The following is an 18110-nucleotide window of genomic DNA, read 5'->3' as shown; positions in this document are numbered from 1 at the left end:
TCCTGGTCCACGCGGCCCCCGGTCCACGCGGCCGGGCCGACGACGACGGAGGCCCGAGGGAGGCCCGGCGGTGGGCCCGGAGGAGGCCCGGCGCTGGCCCGGCGGTGGCCTGATGGGGGACGGGTGGGACCGAGTTGGCCGCCGTCGCCACCCCGTCGAAGGGCGCCCGGCGCGCCAGGGCACCCTCCCCGAGCGACCCCAAATGGCGTCCAGTAGGGTTTGGTCCGCGTAAACATCCAAACCTGCTGCCCGCGCGCCCGAAGGGACCGTGGGCGAGACTCTCGGGAAGGCGCTACGTGAGTCACAACGGCTCCGACCTCCCCCGCGGCCACACGGCAGCCGCGGGAGGTACCCGCTCGCCGCGGCGCATGATGCGGCGAAGGCTGCCGCAGGCGCTGGCTGCGGGACTGGTCCTGGTCACCCTCTCCGGTTGCACCTCCGAGGACTTCCCCCGCCTGGGCATGCCCTCGCCGGCCACGGAGGAGGCGCCGCGGATCCTCTCCCTCTGGCAGGGCTCCTGGGCGGCCGCGCTGGCCGTCGGGGTCCTGGTCTGGGGGCTGATCCTGTGGAGCGTCATCTTCCACCGCCGCTCCAGGACCAAGATCGAGGTTCCGGCCCAGGTCCGGTACAACCTGCCCATCGAGGCGCTGTACACGGTCGTCCCGCTCATCGTCGTGGCGGTGTTCTTCTACTTCACCGCGCGCGACGAGAGCAAGCTGCTGGAGACCTCCGACAAGCCGGACCACGTCATCAACGTGGTTGGCTACCAGTGGAGCTGGGGCTTCAACTACCTGGAGGACGTGGACGGCGACGCCGCCACGCCGGCGAAGCGCCCCAAGGAGCTGGCCGCCATCCCGGACCGGGACTACCGGGCCGTGCCGAAGGGCGCCGAGGGCGTCTACGACTACGGCGTGCCGGCCAGCGAGAACGAGGACACCGGCAACCCGGGCCCCACGCTGGTCCTGCCCAAGGGCGAGACCGTCCAGTTCGTGCTGACCTCGCGGGACGTCATCCACTCCTTCTGGGTGGTGCCGTTCCTGATGAAGCAGGACGTCATCCCCGGCCACACGAACGTCTTCGAGGTGACCCCCAACAAGGAGGGCACCTTCATGGGCAAGTGCGCCGAGCTGTGCGGCGCGGACCACTCCCGGATGCTCTTCAATGTGAAGGTGGTCTCCCCGGAGGAGTACCGGCAGCATCTGCAGGAGCTGGCCGCCAAGGGCCAGACCGGGGCGATCCCGGCGGGCATCGCCCAGACCGACGCCGCTAGGAATGCGGAGACCAACGAGCAATGAGCATCCTCAACGAACCCCAGGGTGCGGCGACCGCGGGCGCGGCCGAAGACGCCTACGAGGACGAGGTGCCCGCACGCCGCCGTGATCCCGGCAACGTCGTGGTGAAGTGGCTGACGACCACCGATCACAAGACGATCGGCACGCTCTACCTGGCCACCTCGTTCTTCTTCTTCATCATCGGCGGCATCCTGGCGCTGTTCATGCGCGCCGAGCTGGCCCGGCCGGGCTCGCAGGTGATGAGCAACGAGCAGTTCAACCAGGCGTTCACGATGCACGGCACGATCATGCTGCTGATGTTCGCGACGCCGCTGTTCGCGGGCTTCGCGAACTGGATCATGCCGCTGCAGATCGGCGCGCCCGACGTGGCGTTCCCGCGGCTGAACATGTTCGCGTACTGGCTGTACCTCTTCGGGTCGCTGATCGCCGTCGCCGGCTTCATCACCCCGCAGGGCGCGGCCGACTTCGGCTGGTTCGCGTACACGCCGCTCTCCGACGCGGTGCGCTCGCCGGGTGTCGGCGCCGACATGTGGATCATGGGCCTGGCGCTCTCCGGCTTCGGTACCATCCTCGGCTCGGTCAACTTCATCACGACCATCATCTGCATGCGGGCGCCGGGCCTGACGATGTTCCGGATGCCGATCTTCACCTGGAACGTGCTGCTCACCGGTGTGCTGGTGCTGCTCGCCTTCCCGGTGCTGGCCGCCGCGCTGCTCGCGCTGGAGGCGGACCGCAAGTTCGGGGCGCACATCTTCGACCCGGCGAACGGCGGTGCGCTGCTCTGGCAGCACCTCTTCTGGTTCTTCGGCCATCCCGAGGTGTACATCATCGCGCTGCCGTTCTTCGGCATCATCTCCGAGGTCATCCCGGTCTTCAGCCGCAAGCCGATGTTCGGCTACATCGGCCTGGTGGCCGCCACGATCTCCATCGCCGGCCTGTCCGTGACCGTGTGGGCGCACCACATGTACGTGACCGGAGGCGTACTCCTACCGTTCTTCGCGTTCATGACGATGCTGATCGCGGTGCCAACGGGAGTGAAGTTCTTCAACTGGATCGGCACCATGTGGAAGGGGTCACTGAGTTTCGAAACACCGATGCTCTGGGCCATCGGCTTCCTGGTGACGTTCACCTTCGGCGGTCTGACCGGTGTCATCCTGGCCTCGCCGCCGCTGGACTTCCACGTCTCCGACTCGTACTTCGTGGTGGCCCACTTCCACTACGTGGTCTTCGGCACCGTCGTCTTCGCGATGTTCGCCGGCTTCCACTTCTGGTGGCCCAAGTTCACCGGCAAGATGCTGGACGAGACGCTCGGGAAGATCACCTTCTGGACGCTGTTCATCGGCTTCCACGGCACGTTCCTGGTGCAGCACTGGCTGGGCGCGGAGGGCATGCCCCGGCGGTACGCGGACTACCTCGCGGCCGACGGCTTCACCGCCCTGAACACCTTCTCGACGATCAGCTCGTTCCTGCTCGGCATGTCGATGCTGCCGTTCTTCTACAACGTGTGGAAGACCGCCAAGTACGGCAAGAAGATCGAGGTCGACGACCCGTGGGGCTACGGCCGCTCGCTGGAGTGGGCCACGTCCTGCCCGCCGCCGCGGCACAACTTCACCTCGCTGCCGCGCATCCGGTCCGAATCGCCGGCCTTCGACCTGCACCATCCCGAGATCGCGGCGGCCGAGGTCGGCGGCCACGGTGCCGGTGAGAAGACGCTCGTCGGCGGCGGCAGCGAAGGGGAAGCGAAGTGAAGATCCAGGGCCACATGTTCGGCTGGCTCGCCGCCTTCGTCCTGGCCGCGGCGATCGTCTACGGCTACTGGTCGAAGGAGCCGGTCGGTACCACCGCGCTGTTCCTGGCCTTCGCCCTGACCGCGATGATCGGGTACTACCTGGTCTTCACGGCCCGCCGGGTCGACACCGGGGCGCAGGACAACAAGGAGGCGGAGGTCGCCGACGACGCCGGTGAGCTGGGCTTCTTCAGCCCGCACAGCTGGCAGCCGCTGTCGCTGGCCATCGGCGGGGCGCTCGCCTTCCTCGGCATCGTCCTCAACTGGTGGCTGCTGTACTTCTCCATCCCGGTGATCCTCGTCGGCATCTACGGCTGGGTCTTCGAGTACTACCGCGGAGCGGACCAGAACCAGTAGCGCGCACTACAGCATCGCTCCGCCGAGGGGGCCGCGGCACGCCGAACGGGTGCCGCGGCCCCCTCGTTCGGCCCACACGCCGCGCGCCGGACGGAGTACCTGCCTAGCGTGTGATCATGAGCCAAACGCCCAGCCGCCGCACGGTGGCCAGCCGTTCCCTGCTGTTCGTCGCCCTCGCCCCGGGCCTCGCCGCCTGCGGCGCCGACGGGCATCCGCTGGCCGCGGAGCCGGGAGAGCCCGCCGGCCGAATAACACTGGCCGGCCTCGCCGGCGACACCCGGCTCGCCGACCCGGCGGACGACCTGGAGGTGACCGCCCGGGGGCAGGCGCGCATCACCGACGTCACGGCCGTGGACGAGAGCGGCCGGTACATACGCGGCCGGCTGTCCGCCGACGGCCACACCTGGCGCAGCACCGTGCCGCTGGCCGCCCGGTCCCGCTACACCGTCGACGTCAGTACGGAGAACGACGACGGCGCGCCCGGCCGCAAGCGGCTGACGTACCGCACCTCGGCGGCGAAGGCCAAGAAGCCGATGAAGGTGGAGCTGGGTCCGGACAAGGGCACGTACGGCGTCGGCCAGCCGCTCACGGTGAAGCTCAGCCGCGCGGTGAAGACCCAGCCGGAACGGGCCGTCGTCGAGCGCGGGCTGAAGGTCACCTCGGCCCCGCGGGTCGAGGGCGCCTGGTACTGGGCCGGTGACAAGGAGCTGCACTACCGGCCCAGGGAGTACTGGCCCACGGGCGCCGAGGTCCGGCTGGAGAGCCGGCTGGAGGGCGTGAAGATACGCGAGGGCGTCTACGCCGGCGCCGCGAAGCCGGTCGAGCTGAAGATCGGCGACCGAATAGAGGCGGTCACCGACGCCGCCGCGCACCAGATGACCGTCTACCGCAACGGCGAGCAGATCAACACCATCCCGGTCACCACCGGCAAGGCGGGCTTCGAGACCCGCAACGGCAAGAAGGTGGTGCTGGAGAAGCAGGCGCTCGTCCGGATGACCGGCGCCAGCATAGGTGTCGGCGGCACCGGCGAGGACTACGACCTCCAGGTGTCCTACGCGACCCGGGTCACCTGGAGCGGAGAGTACGTGCACGCCGCCCCGTGGTCCGTCGGCTCCCAGGGCGCCGCCAACGTCAGCCACGGCTGCACCGGCATGAGCACCGACGACGCCGCGTGGTTCTTCAAGACCATACGGCCGGGCGACATCGTGGAGGTCGTCAACAGCTACGGCGAGGACATGACCCCGTTCGGCAACGGCTTCGGGGACTGGAACCTGTCCTGGGCCAGGTGGCAGCAGGGCAGCGCCCTCACGCCCGGCATACGCGACGGGGGCGGCCCGGCCGACGCCAACCGCCTCCGGCCGGGGGTCTGAGGCGCCGGCTGCGGAGCGCCGGCGTTCAGGCGCCGACCGCCAGCCGCGTACGCAGCACGCCGGCCAGTCCGTCGGCGAGCGCCGCCGGGTCCACCGGGTGCGCCACGGTGGCCTCCGCGCGGCTCCAGGTGGCCAGCCAGGCGTCCTGCGGGCGGCCGATGAGCAGCAGGACGGGCGGGCACTGGAAGATCTCGTCCTTGATCTGCCGGCACACGCCCATGCCGCCGGCGGGCACCGCCTCGCCGTCCAGCACGCAGGCGTCGATGCCGCCCCGCTCCAGCTCCTCCAACACCGCGGGGAGCGTGGCGCACTCGACGTACTCCACCGGCGGCAGATCGACCGCCGGCCGCCGGCCGGCGGCGAGCCGGACCTGCTCGCGCGTGTTCGCGTCGTCGCTGTAGACCAGCACGTTGACCGGTGCTGCGGCCGTCGACTGCATCGTTCCTCCGGTGGTTCTCGGGCACCGCTCTCACCGCGGATGCTACTCCGCCCGGGATGCGGCGGTGCAGCCCAGGGGCTCTCCGCGGGCCCTGACACTCCGAACGGGACCCCCCGGAGTGAGGCGTGGATAAGGGACCGACATAATGTCGGACGTGGCGACAGCAACAGCAGCAGTAGAGACCGGGCACGCGCACCCGTCGGTCAACCGGCCGAACCTCACCAGCGTCGGAACCATCATCTGGCTGAGTTCCGAGCTGATGTTCTTCGCGGCCCTCTTCGCGATGTACTTCACCCTGCGGTCGGTGATGGGTGCGGACTACTGGAAGGACCAGGCCGAGGCCCTGAACTTCCCGTTCGCGCTCGGCAACACCACGATCCTGGTGCTCTCCTCCCTCACCTGCCAGCTCGGCGTGTTCGCCGCCGAGCGCGGGGACGTGAAGAAGCTGCGGATGTGGTTCACGGTCACCTTCATGATGGGTGCCGTCTTCATCGGCGGGCAGGTCACCGAGTACGTGGAGATGGTGGAGCACGAGGGCATCACGCTCTCCTCCGACGCCTACGGTTCGGTGTTCTATCTGACCACCGGCTTCCACGGCCTGCACGTGACGGGCGGCCTGATCGCCTTCCTGCTGGTCCTGGGGCGTACCTACGCGGCCAGACGCTTCACGCACCAGCAGGCGACCGCGGCCATCGTGGTGTCCTACTACTGGCACTTCGTCGACGTGGTCTGGATCGGCCTCTTCGCCACGATCTACATGATCAAGTAACCGGCCGGGGAGCCGGCACCGAGAAGAACACCGACGCTGAAGATCCTGATACCGGGGTAATCCGTGAAAAAGCTCTCCGCACGACGGCGCCATCCGCTGGCGGCGCTCGTCGTCCTACTCATCGCGCTGGCGGCCACCGGGGGGCTATACGCCACATTCGCTCCCTCGGGCAGGGCGCAGGCCGATGAGACCAGCGCACAGTCCCTCGCCGTCGAGGAGGGGCAGAAGCTCTACCGGGTCGGCTGCGCGAGCTGCCACGGCACCGGCGGGCAGGGCTCCAGCGACGGCCCCAGCCTCGTGGGCGTGGGCGCGGCGGCGGTGGACTTCCAGGTCTCCACGGGCCGGATGCCCCTGCAGCAGCAGGGCGCCCAGGCGCCGAAGAAGCCGGCCATCTACACCCAGAAGGAGATCGACCAGCTCGCCGCGTACGTCGCCTCCCTGGGCCCGGGTCCGGCGGTGCCCGAGGAGAGCCAGTACGACCCGGCGGGCGGCGACGTCGCCCGCGGCGGTGACCTGTTCCGTACCAACTGCGCGCAGTGCCACAACTTCACCGGCAAGGGCGGCGCCCTGACGGACGGCAAGTACGCGCCGAGCATCGACGGCGTCGACCCGAAGCACATGTACGAGGCCATGGTGACCGGCCCGCAGAACATGCCGTCCTTCCCCGACAGGCTGCTGACCCCCAAGGACAAGCAGGACGTCATCGCCTACCTCGACGAGGTCGGCGGGGACGAGGCCAAGTCGCCCGGCGGGTTCAGCCTCGGCGGCCTCGGCCCCGTGAGCGAGGGTCTGTTCGCCTGGGTCTTCGGGCTCGGGGCCCTCATCGTCCTCGCCATCTGGATCCCCGCCCGGACTGCAAAGGCCAGGAAGTCATGAGTAGCCAGGCTGGTTCTGAGAACGAGAACAACGGCGAGCACCTGCCGACCGTCCGGGAGGGCGGGGAGGGCGGTGTCGCGGTCGAGGAGCGCGACCCGTTCGCCAACCCCGGCCTGCCGCCGCACGAGCCGCGCAAGCAGGACATCGACGAGCGGGCCGCCAAGCGCTCCGAGCGCACCGTGTCCCTGCTGTTCACGGTGTCGATGCTGGCGACCGTCGCCTTCATCGCGGCGTTCGTCGCCATCGACGTCGACGAGATCGTCTACATCTTCCCGCTCGGCCATATCAGCGCGCTGAACTTCGCGCTGGGCGTCACCCTCGGCCTCGCGCTGTTCTGCATCGGCGCCGGCGCCATCCACTGGTCGCGCACGCTGATGTCCGACGAGGAGATCGTCCAGGAGCGGCACCCGATCGAGGCCACTCAGGAGACCAAGACGCTCGTCAAGAGCGAGTGGCGGCAGGGCACCGCGGAATCGGCGATCGGCAGCCGCAAGCTCATCCGGCGCACCCTCCTCGGCGCGCTCACGCTGGTGCCGCTCAGCGGCATCGTGCTGCTGCGCGACCTGGGCCCGCTGCCGGGCACCAAGCTGCGCCACACCCTGTGGGGCAAGGGCAAGCTGCTCATCAACATGAACACCGACGAGCCGCTGCGCCCCGCCGACATCACCGTCGGCTCGCTGTCCTTCGCCAAGCCCGAGGGGCTGAAGGAAGAGGACCACGACTTCAACAAGGAAATCGCCAAGGCGGCCCTGATGCTCGTCCGGATCCACCCGGGTGACATCAAGGACCCGAAGTCGGCGGACTGGGGACACGAGGGCATCCTGGCCTACTCCAAGATCTGCACGCACGTCGGCTGCCCCGTCAGCCTGTACGAGCAGCAGACGCACCACGTGCTGTGCCCGTGCCACCAGTCGACGTTCGACCTGTCCGACGGCGCCAAGGTACTCTTCGGCCCGGCGGGGCACCCCCTGCCGCAGCTGAGGATCGCCGTCAACGACGAGGGCTACCTCTACGCGCTCGGTGACTTCGACGAGCCGGTCGGCCCGAGCTTCTGGGAGCGCGGATGAGCACCACCACGACCAACACCCGCCGCAACCCGCCGAGCAGGGGCGAGAGAGTCGCCGACTGGGCGGACGGCCGGCTGGGGCTGCACGCCGCCGGCAGGAAGAACCTCCGCAAGGTCTTCCCGGACCACTGGTCGTTCATGCTCGGCGAGATCTGCATGTACACCTTCCTGATCGTGCTGCTGACCGGTGTGTACCTGACGCTGTTCTTCAAGCCGAGCATGGCGGAGATGACGTACCACGGCTCGTACGCGCCGATGAACGGCGTGACGATGACCGAGGCGTACGCCTCCACGCTGGACATCAGCTTCGACGTCCGCGGTGGTCTGCTCATAAGGCAGATCCACCACTGGTCCGCGCTGATCTTCATCGCCGGCATGGCGGCGCACATGATGCGCGTCTTCTTCACCGGTGCGTTCCGTAAGCCGCGCGAGGTCAACTGGCTCTTCGGCTTCACGCTGCTGGTCCTCGGCTGCATCGCCGGCTTCACCGGCTACTCGCTGCCCGACGACCTGCTCTCCGGCACCGGTGTCCGGTTCATGGAGGGCGCGACGCTGGCCACTCCGGTGATCGGCACGTACCTGGCGTTCTTTCTCTGGGGCGGTGAGTTCCCCGGGACGGACATAATCCCGAGATTCTTCGCGGTGCACGTGCTACTGGTGCCGGGAATCATGCTGGGGCTCTTCGTGCTCCACCTGATCCTGGTCTTCTACCACAAGCACACCCAGTACGCGGGCGCCGGCAAGACCAACGACAACGTCGTGGGCGCGCCCTTCATGCCGGTCTACGTGGCCAAGGCGGGCGGGTTCTTCTTCCTCGTCTTCGGCGTGATCACGGTGATGGCGGGGATGTTCACCATCAACCCGGTCTGGGATCTCGGACCGTACCGACCAGATCTGGTCTCCACCGGAGCCCAACCGGACTGGTATATGGGCTGGACCGAGGGTCTGATCCGGTTCATGCCCGGCTGGGAAATGGTCATCCCGGGCGGATACACGATCAACTTCGGGGTGTTCATCCCGCTGATGCTCGTGGGCGTCGTCCCGATCGCGATGATGGTCTACCCGTTCTTCGAGTCCTGGGTCACCGGCGACCGCCGCGAGCACCACATCCTGGACCGCCCGCGCAACGTGCCGACCCGCACCGCCTTCGGTGTCGCCTGGCTGACCTGGATCTTCGTGCTGCTGATGGCCGGCGGCAACGACCTGTGGGCCACGCACTTCAGCCTGTCGATCAACTCGATCACCTGGTTCGTGCGTATCGCCTTCTTCGTCGCTCCGGTGCTGGCCTTCTGGGTCACCCGGCGCATCTGCCTCGGGCTGCAGCGGCGGGACCGCGAGAAGGTCCTGCACGGCCGGGAGACGGGCATCATCAAGCGGCTGCCGCACGGCGAGTTCATCGAGGTGCACGAGCCGCTGTCGCAGGAGGAACTGCACAAGCTCACGTCGCACGACCAGCACGCCCCGCTGGAGCTCGGCCCCACGGTCGACGACAACGGCGTGGTGCGCAAGCAGAACCCGGTGGAGAAGCTGCGGGCCCGGCTGTCGCAGAGCTACTACGGCGAGGCCGGCCAGATCCCGAAGCCGACCCGGCGCGAGTACGAGGAGATCACCAGCGGTCACGGGCACCACGAGCCCGCGGGCACCAAAGAGCCCGCCCGCCACTGATCCGATCACCGCAGGGGCCCCCGTCCAGCAGTTGGACGGGGGCCCTTCGGCGTACTCTGCCCTCGATAGGCTGACGCCCGACAGCTGAGACGACCCACGGGACGGTGTGCCATGAGCGTGCAGACGGCAGCAGGAGGCGACAGCTCGGCCGCGCGTTCCTGGCCGGACGTCATCAGCGCGCTGATCGCCGGGCGGGACCTGAGCGCCGAGGACACCGCCTGGGCCATGGACCAGATCATGTCGGGCGAGGCCAGCAACGCGCAGATCGCCGGGTTCGCGGTCGCGCTGCGCGCCAAGGGCGAGACGGTCGCGGAGATCTCCGGCCTGGTGCGCACGATGTACGAGCACGCCCACACCATCGACGTCCCCGGCCCGGCCGTGGACGTCGTCGGCACCGGCGGCGACCGGGCCCGTACCGTCAACATCTCCACCATGTCCGCGATCGTCGTCGCCGGGACCGGCGCGAAGGTCGTCAAGCACGGCAACCGGGCGGCGTCCTCCGCCTCCGGCGCGTCCGATGTGCTGGAGAAGCTGGGGGTCAACCTCGACCTCACCCCCGGGCGGGTCGCCGAGGTCGCCGAGGAGGCGGGCATCACGTTCTGCTTCGCGGTGAAGTTCCACCCCGCGCTGCGGCACGTCGCGCAGATGCGCAAGGAACTGGGCGTGGCCACCCCGTTCAACTTCCTCGGCCCGCTCACCAACCCGGCCCGGGTCGGAGCGCAGGCCACCGGTGTCGCAGACGCCCGGATGGCGCCGATCATGGCCGGGGTACTGGCCGAGCGCGGCGTGTCCGCGCTCGTCTTCCGCGGCGACGACGGGCTGGACGAGCTGACCACGACCGCCACCTCCCAGGTGTGGGTGGTCCGCGGCGGTGCGGTGCGGCAGGAGACCTTCGACCCGCGGGACGTCGGCATCGACCTGGTGCCGGTGGCGGCGCTGCGGGGCGCGGACGCCTCGTACAACGCGGACGTCGCCCGCCGGCTGCTCGCCGGCGAGACCGGCCCGGTGCGTGACGCGGTGCTGCTCAACGCGGCGGCGGCGCTCACGGCCCTGGACGCCGACGCGGACGGCCCGCTGTCGGACCGGATCGCGGCGGGCATCGTACGGGCGGCGGAGTCGATCGACTCCGGGTCGGCGCGGCGGGTGCTGGAGCGCTGGGTGGCGACCAGCAACGGCTGAGGCGGTCCGGGGGACGGGACGTCCTTTGCGGGTCATTCCCGGCTCATTCGCGGGTCATTTCCGGCGAGTTGCGGACAGTCCGGGCAACCGGGTTGCGCCGCGGACTCTCCGGTGCGCATACTCCTGACCAGGTCACGAGCGACAGCGATCAAGGCCCCGGCCCGCTGTCCGGCAACCCTCCGTCCGTGGCGGGGTGCCCCGGGTGATGACCGGGCCGCAGGCAGCGAGGTCTGCGGCAAGCGCGGACCCCTCGCGAACCCAGGGGTCCTGGTCGGCCGAGGGAGCACCGCCGTGAGCAAGCGAATGCGCTAGGGCCTTTCCGGCGGATCAGGGCCCGGAGATGATCCGCCGGAGAGGCCCTGGGGCCTGTCCGGCCCGCTGCCGCCGCCGCGCGTGCCCGTCATCGGGGCATCGCGCGCGTCCTCTTCAGCCCGCATCTTCACGCCTGCGCACGGGAGTTCCGCATGTCTGCGTCCACGCTCACCCCCGCCTGTCTGCCCGTCCTCGGCCGCGAGGTCCGCGCGCCGCTCGTCACCGGCGGCGACGCCGAGTACGCCGCCCTCGACTACGCCGCCAGCGCCCCGGCGCTGCAGCGCGTCTGGGACGACGTCGCCGCCTACGCGCCGTACTACGGCAGCGTGCACCGCGGCGCCGGCTACCTCTCGCAGCTGTCCACCGAGCTGTTCGAGTCCAGCCGCGCGACGGTCGCCGGGTTCCTCGGCTGCCGCCCCGACGACCAGGTCGTCTTCACCCGCTCCACCACCGACTCGCTCAACCTGCTGGCCGCCGCGCTGCCGCCGGGGACCGAGGTCTACGTCTTCGAGACCGAGCACCACGCCGCCCTGCTGCCCTGGCAGCACGCCGGGTCCGCGGCCGGCCGGGTCACCGTGCTCCCCGCGCCCTCCAGCCCCGGGCAGGCCGTGGCGGCGCTGGACTCCGCGCTCGCCGCGCGGGTCGGCGACGGGCCGGCGCTGGTGTGCGTCACCGGCGCCTCGAACGTCACCGGCGAGCTGTGGCCCGTACGGGAGCTGACCGCCGCGGCGCACCGGCACGGGGCGCGGCTGGTCCTGGACGCGGCGCAGCTCGCGCCGCACCACCCGGTGGACGTGGCGGACCTGGGCGTGGACTGGGTGGCCTTCTCCGGGCACAAGCTGTACGCGCCGTTCGGCGCCGGCGTCCTCGCGGGCCGGGCGGACTGGCTCCGGGCGGCGCCGCCGTACCTCGCGGGCGGGGGCGCCAGCCGGCGGGTCCAGCGCGCGGAGGGCGGGGGCGTGGACGTCGAGTGGCAGACGACGGCGGCGCGGCACGAGGCGGGATCGCCGAACGTGATCGGGGCGTACGCGATCGCCTCGGCGTGCAAGGCGCTGACGGAGGCCGGGTTCGACGCGCTGGTGGCGCGGGAGCGGGCGCTGGTGGAGCGGGTGCTCGCGGGGCTGGCGGCGCTGCCGGGGGTGCGGGTGCTGTCGCTGTTCGGCGCGGACGCGGCGCGGGTGGGGGTGATCTCGTTCGTGGTCGACGGCTGGAGCGGCTCGCACCTGGCGGCGGCGCTGTCGGCGGAGCACGGGATCGGGGTGCGGGACGGGCTGTTCTGCGCGCACCCGCTGGTGCGGGCGCTGCTCGGCGCGGCAGGCGAGGCGGGCGAGTCGGCCGAGTGCGGGGGCGGCGCGGGGGACGGGGACCGGCCGCTGAACGCGGTGCGGGTCAGCTTCGGTGCGGGTACGCCGGACGAGCATGTGGACCGGTTCCTGGCGGCGCTGGGGTCGTTGGTGCGCGACGGGGCGCGCTGGTCGTACCGCACGGTGGACGGCCGCTGCGTGCCGGCCTCCGGCGCGGAACCGGCGGCGGCCTGAGCGCGGGGTCCGGGGGCCGGGTGCGGGGTGGGTATGCCCGCCCGTACGTCCGGCCCGTGCGCCCGCCCTTCGGATGCCCTGATGCGCAGGGCTGGCGGCGTGCGCGTCGCGCCACCGGGGTGGGCGTGACCAGGAGCACGTCCGTGCGCGTACCCGCTGCTCGTCCCGCTCCTCTGCAGCGCCCCGGCGCGCACGGGATGACACGCACCTGCCCGGTCGGTTCCCGCGGCTGCCTCGCGTCCTGGTCCTGGCCGCTGGCCTGGCCGGCGTGCTGGGTCGCGTCCCGCGAGGTGGCGTAAGCGATCGCTTCGCCCTCCGGTGCGTGGCTCGCGGTGACCTCTCCCTGGGCACCGCACGCGAAATGGCCCGGTCAGGCGCCGGGAGTGCCCCGGCCGGTCGAAGCACCGGCGTGACCTGCACGTTCCGGTCCATTGACCGGCTACACCACCCGGCGGGACGCCATCGCGTGCTGCGGCCCTGCCTCCGCCGCGGGACCGGCCGCGGCGTGCCCGCCGTCCCCTCGCGGCCCTACGACGACAGCCCCTCGCGCGGCTGCCGCGCCACCGGCGCCGCGTGGCCGGGGGCGGCCGGGCGGGTCGCGAGCGCGCTGCCGATCAGCACCATGCGCAGCGTCCGCTCGGCCGCGTCCGCCAGGAACTCCCGGGCCCGCAGCAGCGCTTCGGGCAGGGCCATGGGGCCCGGGATGATGGTGCCGTAGGCGTCGACGCCCGTGCCGTGGATCTCGTGCGCGCCCTCGCCGAGGGTGCCGGCGAGCGCCAGGACCGGGCGGTCGTGGAGCTTGGCGCGCCGCGCCACCTCCGCGGGGACCTTGCCGCGCGGGGTCTGGTGGTCGAGGGCGCCCTCCGCGGTGATGACGAGGTCGGCGGCGGCCAGCCGGGCGTCGAGGTCGAGGTGCCCGAGGAGCACCTCGAAGCGGGGGCGGAGACGGGCGCCGACGGCCGCGAGGCCCGCGCCGAGGCCGCCGGAGGCGCCGGTGCCGGCGCCGCGGCGGAGGTCCGTGCCGGGGGCCGGGAGGTCGCGGGTGAGGACGTCGGCCCAGCGGTCGAGTGCGTCCGCCAGCTCCTCCACCTGCCGCGGCGTCGCGCCCTTCTGCGGGCCGAAGACGCGGGCGACGCCGCGGGGGCCGCACAGCACGTTGTACGGGTTGCAGGCCACCAGCAGCTCCGTCGCCGCGAGCCGCGGGTCGAGCCCCGCGGTGTCGATGCGCGCGAGCCGGGCGAGGGCGGCGCCGCCGGGGGCGAGGTCGCGGCCGTCGGCGTCGAGGAGGCGGGCGCCGAGCGCCGTGAGGGCGCCGGCACCGCCGTCGGAGGTGCCGGAGTCGCCGCAGCCGACGACGATGCGCCGTACGCCGCGGTCGAGCGCGGCGCGGATCAGCTCGCCGACCCCGTACGTCGTGGTGCCGCCCGGGTCGCGGCGAGGGCGGGGCACGAGGGCGAGGCCGGCGACGGCCGCCATCTCGACGACGGCGGTGGTGCCGTCGCCGAGGAGCCCGAAGTGGGTCTCCAGCCGGTCGCCGATCGGCCCGGTGGCGGTCAGCGGCACGAGCCGCCCGCCGGTGGCGGCGGCCAGCGCCTGCGCCGTACCCTCGCCGCCGTCGACGAGCGGGATCAGGTCGACGGCGACATCGGGCAGCACCCGGCCGACGCCTTCGGCGATGGCCTCGGCGGCGGCCTCGGCCGACAGGGACTCCTTGAAGCCGCTGGGGGCGACGACGACGCGGTTGAGCATGAGAGGGCTCCCGTGGGTGTAGAGGGTCGGCGGTCGGGGCGGTCGGGGCGGTCGGCGGGCCGGCGGGTAAGCGGGTCAGCAGGTCGGCGGTCAGCGGTCCATGACCGGCACGCCGAGCAGCGGCCAGACCGCGAGGGCGAACAGCAGCACCAGCGCCGCCGTCAGCGGCGCCAGCACCGCGGCCGTACGCAGCAGGTCGCGCGGCGTGTACGTGGGCACACCCGGCACGTCCGAGAAGAGCGCGACGGGCTTGGCGGACGCGGGCAGCGTCTGGCAGAAGCCGGCCGCCGCCGTGGAGGCGAGGGCGGCGGCGACGGGGTTGACGCCGGCGGCCAGCGCCGCGGCGATGACCAGCGGGACGAGCACGCTGGAGCGCGCGGAGCGGGACTGCAGTACGAGGTGGGCGGCGGTGCTCACGGCGACCACCCCGGCGAGGAACGCCCACGCCGGCACGGCGGAGCCGCCGGGGAGCCCGGAGACCAGCCAGGCGGCGGCCTCCGACTCCGACAGCGCGATGCCCATCGCCATCGTCGCCGCCATGAACAGCAGCAGCGACCACGGCACCGTGCGCAGCGCGTCCTTCAGCCGTACGGTCCCTATCGCCGGCGACGCCGCGACCACCGCGCCGATCAGCGCCACGACCGCCGGCGGCACCCGGTGCAGCGGCTCGCTGCACCACAGCACCACCACCGTGCCGAGCAGCAGCGCGCAGCGCGCCTCCGCCTGCGACAGCGGCCCGGTGACCGGCTGTTCGGTGTGCTCCTGTATCTGCTCGGCGGTCAGGTGCACCGGGCCCTTGCGGTCCGCGCGCTTCGTCGTCGTCAGCAGCACCACCTCGGCGGCGAGGTGGGCGGTGGCGATCGCCAGCGGCAGCCCGAGCAGCAGCCACTCGGTGAAGCCGATCTGCTCCCCGGTCGCCTCCCACAGCACCGACACCGTGATCAGGTGCGCCCCGGCCCCGATGAGGGTCGCCACCGCCGACAGCAGGATGACGGTGGGGAACAGCAGCGCCAGCATCACCACCAGCCGCCGCCGCTCGCCCAGCGACTTGGCCAGCGCCAGGAACACCGGCAGCGCCAGCGCCGCCCGGCCGGACGTGGCCGGCACGGCGAAGGCGGTGACGACGAGGGCCGCCGTCGTCAGGTGCACCAGCTGCCGTACGGAGCGCGCCCCGGTGACCAGGAACGCCGCCGCCCGGCCCGCCAGGCCCGTACCCGCCACCGCGGCGGCGAGCACGAACGCGCAGATCAGCAGCCACACCGTCTCGTCACCGAGGGTCCCGAACAGGGTCTCGCTGTCCAGCACTCCGGTGACGACGAGCGCGAGCCCCGCGCCCAGCGCGATGAACGTGTCGTCGATCGGCGTGCCGATCCAGGCGCAGGTCGCCAGGGCGAACACGGCGAGGGTCAGGCGCCCGTCGGTGCTCAGCCCGGGGGCGTTGCCCGGGACGGCCAGCAGGGCGCAGATGCTGAGGGCCACGCACAGCGTCGCGGCCTGGCGCAGGGAGAGACTCACACCTTCAGCGTCGGCGGCGGCGGTGAGCCTTCAATGAGCCGAAGATTAAGGAGATTTCACCTTTTACTCCGGCGTCACCCGAAAGGGTGTCACCGCGACAACTCCTGTTCATCCGATCGGCGGGTGGGCAGCCGGTAGCCCATGCCGCGTACGGTCTCCACCCGCTCGGCGCCCATCTTCTTGCGCAGCGCCCGTACGTACACGTCCACGATGTTGGAGCCCGGGTCGAAGTCGTAGCCCCACACGTGGGAGAGGATCTGCTCGCGCGAGAGCACCTGCCCCGGGTGGCGCAGGAAGAGTTCGAGGAGGACGAACTCGCGGGCGGTCAGGTCCACCATGCGCCCGCCGGCCTGCGCCCTGCGGGTACGCAGGTCGAGCGACAGGTCGCCGCTGCGCAGCACCGTCACCTCCGGTGCCCGCGCGGCGGTACGCAGCCGCAGCCGTACCCGGGCGAGCAGCTCCTCGAAGCGGAACGGCTTGGTCATGTAGTCGTCGGCGCCGCCTTCGAGGCCCGCGACGGTGTCGGTGACCGACGCCCGCGCGGTGAGCACGATGACCGGCACCGTCGAGCGCGCCTCGCGCAGCTGGCGCAGCACGGTGAAGCCGTCCCGGCCCGGCAGCCCGATGTCGAGGACGACCAGGTCGAAGCCGCCGGTGAGGGCGAACTCGTACGCGGCGTCGCCGTCGGCTGCGACGGTGGTGGTGAAGCCGTTGGCGCGCAGCCCCTTCTCCACGAAGGAGGCGATGCGCTCCTCGTCCTCGGCGATGAGAATGCGGTTCATCACAGACTCCCTTGAAGGATCAGCGTAAAGGTGGCCCCGCCGCCTTCGGTGGGGCTGAGTCCGACGCGGCCGCGGTGGCCCTCGGCGATGGCCTTGACGATGGCCAGGCCCAGGCCCGCGCCGCCGCCGCGGGAGCCGCGGCGTGCGGTGCCGCGGCGGAAGCGTTCGAAGATGAGGTCGGCGTCCTGCGCGGGGATGCCGGGGCCGTCGTCGGCGACGTACAGCTCGACGTGCCCGTCGGCGACCCGGGAGCCGATGCGGATGCGCCCGCCGGGCGCGGTGTGCTGGACCGCGTTCTGGGCGAGCTGCACCATGGCCTGCGTGACGCGCTGCGGATCGAGGCGCACCTCGCCGTCGGCGACCTCGCCCAGCTCCCAGTCCCGTTCGCCCAGCGTCCTGGCCTTCACGAACACGTCCGCGGTCAGCTCCGCCAGCTGCACCGGCTCCGGCTGGACGAAGTCCGGCCGCTCGGCCTTGGCGAGCAGCAGCAGGTACTCGACGATCCGGGTCATCCGGTCCAGCTCGTCGGTGACCAGCCGCAGCGTCTCCTCGCGCTCCGCCGGGTCCTCGCCCATCAGCTCCAGGTGCCCGCGCACGATGGTGATCGGCGTACGCAGCTCGTGCCCGGCGTCGTCGACGAACTCCCGCTGCGCGGCGAACGCCCGCTCCAGCCGGTCCAGCATCGCGTTGAACGTGGCGGCCAGCGCCGCCGTCTCGTCCCGGTCGGCGCGCCCGCGCACCGGGATCCGCCGGGTGAGGTCCTGCTCGGTCAGCTGCGCCGCGGTCTCGCCGACCAGCCGTACGGGCGCGAGGATGCGGCCCGCCACCGCCCAGCCGATGGCGCTGATCAGCACCAGCGCCACCGCCGAGATCGCCAGCATGATGGTGAACACGTCGCCCACCTGCTCGCGTTCGCGCTCGGTGTGGATGGCGACGACGAACGCCGCCGCGTCCGGCTCCTCCGGCGCGCCGATGCCGACCTTGGCCCAGCGCACCTCGCCCGAGGGCCGGCCGAGGGTGCCCGTGCGGTCCGCGGACTCGAAGATCTCCCGGCGGCCCGCGGAGTCGGCCTCCAGCGGCCGGGTCACCGTCAGGTCCCGGGGCTGTACGAGCTGCGCCGGACCCCGCTCGGACCGGCCCACCAGGCCGAGCAGCTCCTCGTCCGGGTCCGCGTACTGGCGCTGCAGGAAGACCCACAGCAGCCTTCGCGGGCTGGTGAAGGGGCGGCCGGTCTCGGGGTCGACGCCTTCCTCGTAGAGGTTCGCGAACTCCCGCGTCTCCTGCGCCAGCAGCCGGTCCACCCGGTGGTCCAGGTCGCGCAGCAGGATGGACCGCGTGGTGCCGGCGACGGCGGCGAGCGCCACCGTCATCACCACCAGCAGCCAGAGCAGGATGCGGGCGCGCGCGGAGATCAT

At 71.8% G+C, this 18110-nt stretch carries 15 protein-coding genes and 1 riboswitch; of the genes, 10 read left to right on the top strand and 5 right to left on the bottom strand.

Annotated features, from left to right (window positions below; translation table 11 throughout):
- Positions 1-296: 296 nt before the first annotated feature.
- The 4 genes from ctaC (at position 297) to T328_RS16130 (ending at position 4805) form a co-directional block, all read left to right on the top strand.
- The gene (gene ctaC / locus T328_RS16145; protein WP_496496738.1) at positions 297-1295 is read left to right on the top strand and encodes an aa3-type cytochrome oxidase subunit II; all 999 of its coding nucleotides are present in this window, start codon (positions 297-299) and stop codon (positions 1293-1295) included.
- Positions 1292-3040 (top strand): aa3-type cytochrome oxidase subunit I, encoded by a 1749-nt coding sequence (gene ctaD / locus T328_RS16140; RefSeq protein WP_496496737.1) that lies wholly within the window; start codon positions 1292-1294, stop codon positions 3038-3040. The genes ctaC and ctaD overlap by 4 nt, the downstream gene beginning before the upstream one ends.
- A complete protein-coding gene (locus tag T328_RS16135) occupies positions 3037-3435 on the top strand; it encodes a cytochrome c oxidase subunit 4 (RefSeq protein ID WP_496496736.1) in 399 nt (132 codons plus the stop codon). The genes ctaD and T328_RS16135 overlap by 4 nt, the downstream gene beginning before the upstream one ends.
- A 116-nt stretch (positions 3436-3551) precedes the next feature.
- Positions 3552-4805: a L,D-transpeptidase gene (locus tag T328_RS16130; RefSeq protein WP_496496735.1), complete on the top strand. Its 1254-nt coding sequence runs from the start codon at positions 3552-3554 to the stop codon at positions 4803-4805.
- Positions 4806-4830: 25 nt separating this feature from the next.
- Here the strand turns inward: T328_RS16130 and T328_RS16125 are convergent, their stop codons facing one another.
- Positions 4831-5244: a hypothetical protein gene (locus T328_RS16125; RefSeq protein WP_496496734.1), complete on the bottom strand. Its 414-nt coding sequence runs from the start codon at positions 5242-5244 to the stop codon at positions 4831-4833.
- 145 nt (positions 5245-5389) lie between these two features.
- Between T328_RS16125 and ctaE the strand changes: the two genes are divergently transcribed.
- The 6 genes from ctaE to T328_RS16095 all read left to right on the top strand — a co-directional run bounded on the left by ctaE (position 5390) and on the right by T328_RS16095 (position 12649).
- Positions 5390-6013, top strand: a complete 624-nt coding sequence (gene ctaE, locus T328_RS16120) for an aa3-type cytochrome oxidase subunit III (RefSeq protein WP_496496733.1) — start codon at positions 5390-5392, stop codon at positions 6011-6013.
- Positions 6014-6076: 63 nt separating this feature from the next.
- Positions 6077-6889 (top strand): cytochrome bc1 complex diheme cytochrome c subunit, encoded by an 813-nt coding sequence (gene qcrC, locus T328_RS16115; RefSeq protein WP_496496732.1) that lies wholly within the window; start codon positions 6077-6079, stop codon positions 6887-6889.
- Complete coding sequence (gene qcrA, locus T328_RS16110) at positions 6886-7956, top strand: cytochrome bc1 complex Rieske iron-sulfur subunit (protein WP_496496731.1); 1071 nt, start codon at positions 6886-6888, stop codon at positions 7954-7956. Before qcrC ends, qcrA begins: the two co-directional genes overlap by 4 nt.
- Positions 7953-9620 carry a cytochrome bc1 complex cytochrome b subunit gene (gene qcrB, locus T328_RS16105; RefSeq protein WP_496496730.1) on the top strand — a complete coding sequence of 556 codons (1668 nt, stop codon included), beginning with the start codon at positions 7953-7955 and terminating at the stop codon, positions 9618-9620. The genes qcrA and qcrB overlap by 4 nt, the downstream gene beginning before the upstream one ends.
- Before the next feature lie 111 nt (positions 9621-9731).
- Positions 9732-10799: an anthranilate phosphoribosyltransferase gene (trpD, locus tag T328_RS16100; protein WP_496496729.1), complete on the top strand. Its 1068-nt coding sequence runs from the start codon at positions 9732-9734 to the stop codon at positions 10797-10799.
- Between the two features lie 130 nt (positions 10800-10929).
- Positions 10930-11047, top strand: a riboswitch (SAM riboswitch).
- A 216-nt stretch (positions 11048-11263) separates the two neighbouring features.
- Entirely contained in the window at positions 11264-12649 is a 1386-nt protein-coding gene (locus T328_RS16095) for an aminotransferase class V-fold PLP-dependent enzyme (RefSeq protein ID WP_496496728.1), read from the top strand.
- 528 nt (positions 12650-13177) lie between these two features.
- On the opposite strand, the gene T328_RS16090 is transcribed toward T328_RS16095, so the two are convergent.
- From T328_RS16090 to T328_RS16075, 4 genes are all read right to left on the bottom strand, one after another.
- Positions 13178-14398 (bottom strand): glycerate kinase family protein, encoded by a 1221-nt coding sequence (locus T328_RS16090; RefSeq protein ID WP_496496727.1) that lies wholly within the window; start codon positions 14396-14398, stop codon positions 13178-13180.
- A gap of 90 nt (positions 14399-14488) precedes the next feature.
- Positions 14489-15913: an SLC13 family permease gene (locus T328_RS16085; protein ID WP_496496726.1), complete on the bottom strand. Its 1425-nt coding sequence runs from the start codon at positions 15911-15913 to the stop codon at positions 14489-14491.
- Positions 15914-16002: 89 nt separating this feature from the next.
- Positions 16003-16695 (bottom strand): response regulator transcription factor, encoded by a 693-nt coding sequence (locus T328_RS16080; RefSeq protein WP_496496725.1) that lies wholly within the window; start codon positions 16693-16695, stop codon positions 16003-16005.
- Positions 16695-18110: a sensor histidine kinase gene (locus tag T328_RS16075; protein ID WP_496496724.1), complete on the bottom strand. Its 1416-nt coding sequence runs from the start codon at positions 18108-18110 to the stop codon at positions 16695-16697. The genes T328_RS16080 and T328_RS16075 overlap by 1 nt, the downstream gene beginning before the upstream one ends.

It is taken from the genome of Streptomyces sp. CNX435, assembly GCF_059570575.1.
Note: the sequence above shows the minus strand (reverse complement) of the source record. Positions and strands in the feature narration are given on the sequence as shown.

Coding starts and splice junctions, on each gene's coding strand:
- ctaD (WP_496496737.1), top strand. CDS start 1,292: ATGAGCATCCTCAACGAACCCCAGGGTGCGGCGACCGCGGGCGCGGCC.
- T328_RS16130 (WP_496496735.1), top strand. CDS start 3,552: ATGAGCCAAACGCCCAGCCGCCGCACGGTGGCCAGCCGTTCCCTGCTG.
- T328_RS16125 (WP_496496734.1), bottom strand. CDS start 5,244: ATGCAGTCGACGGCCGCAGCACCGGTCAACGTGCTGGTCTACAGCGAC.
- ctaE (WP_496496733.1), top strand. CDS start 5,390: ATGTCGGACGTGGCGACAGCAACAGCAGCAGTAGAGACCGGGCACGCG.
- qcrA (WP_496496731.1), top strand. CDS start 6,886: ATGAGTAGCCAGGCTGGTTCTGAGAACGAGAACAACGGCGAGCACCTG.
- qcrB (WP_496496730.1), top strand. CDS start 7,953: ATGAGCACCACCACGACCAACACCCGCCGCAACCCGCCGAGCAGGGGC.
- trpD (WP_496496729.1), top strand. CDS start 9,732: ATGAGCGTGCAGACGGCAGCAGGAGGCGACAGCTCGGCCGCGCGTTCC.
- T328_RS16095 (WP_496496728.1), top strand. CDS start 11,264: ATGTCTGCGTCCACGCTCACCCCCGCCTGTCTGCCCGTCCTCGGCCGC.
- T328_RS16090 (WP_496496727.1), bottom strand. CDS start 14,398: ATGCTCAACCGCGTCGTCGTCGCCCCCAGCGGCTTCAAGGAGTCCCTG.
- T328_RS16080 (WP_496496725.1), bottom strand. CDS start 16,695: ATGAACCGCATTCTCATCGCCGAGGACGAGGAGCGCATCGCCTCCTTC.
- T328_RS16075 (WP_496496724.1), bottom strand. CDS start 18,110: ATGATCTCCGCGCGCGCCCGCATCCTGCTCTGGCTGCTGGTGGTGATG.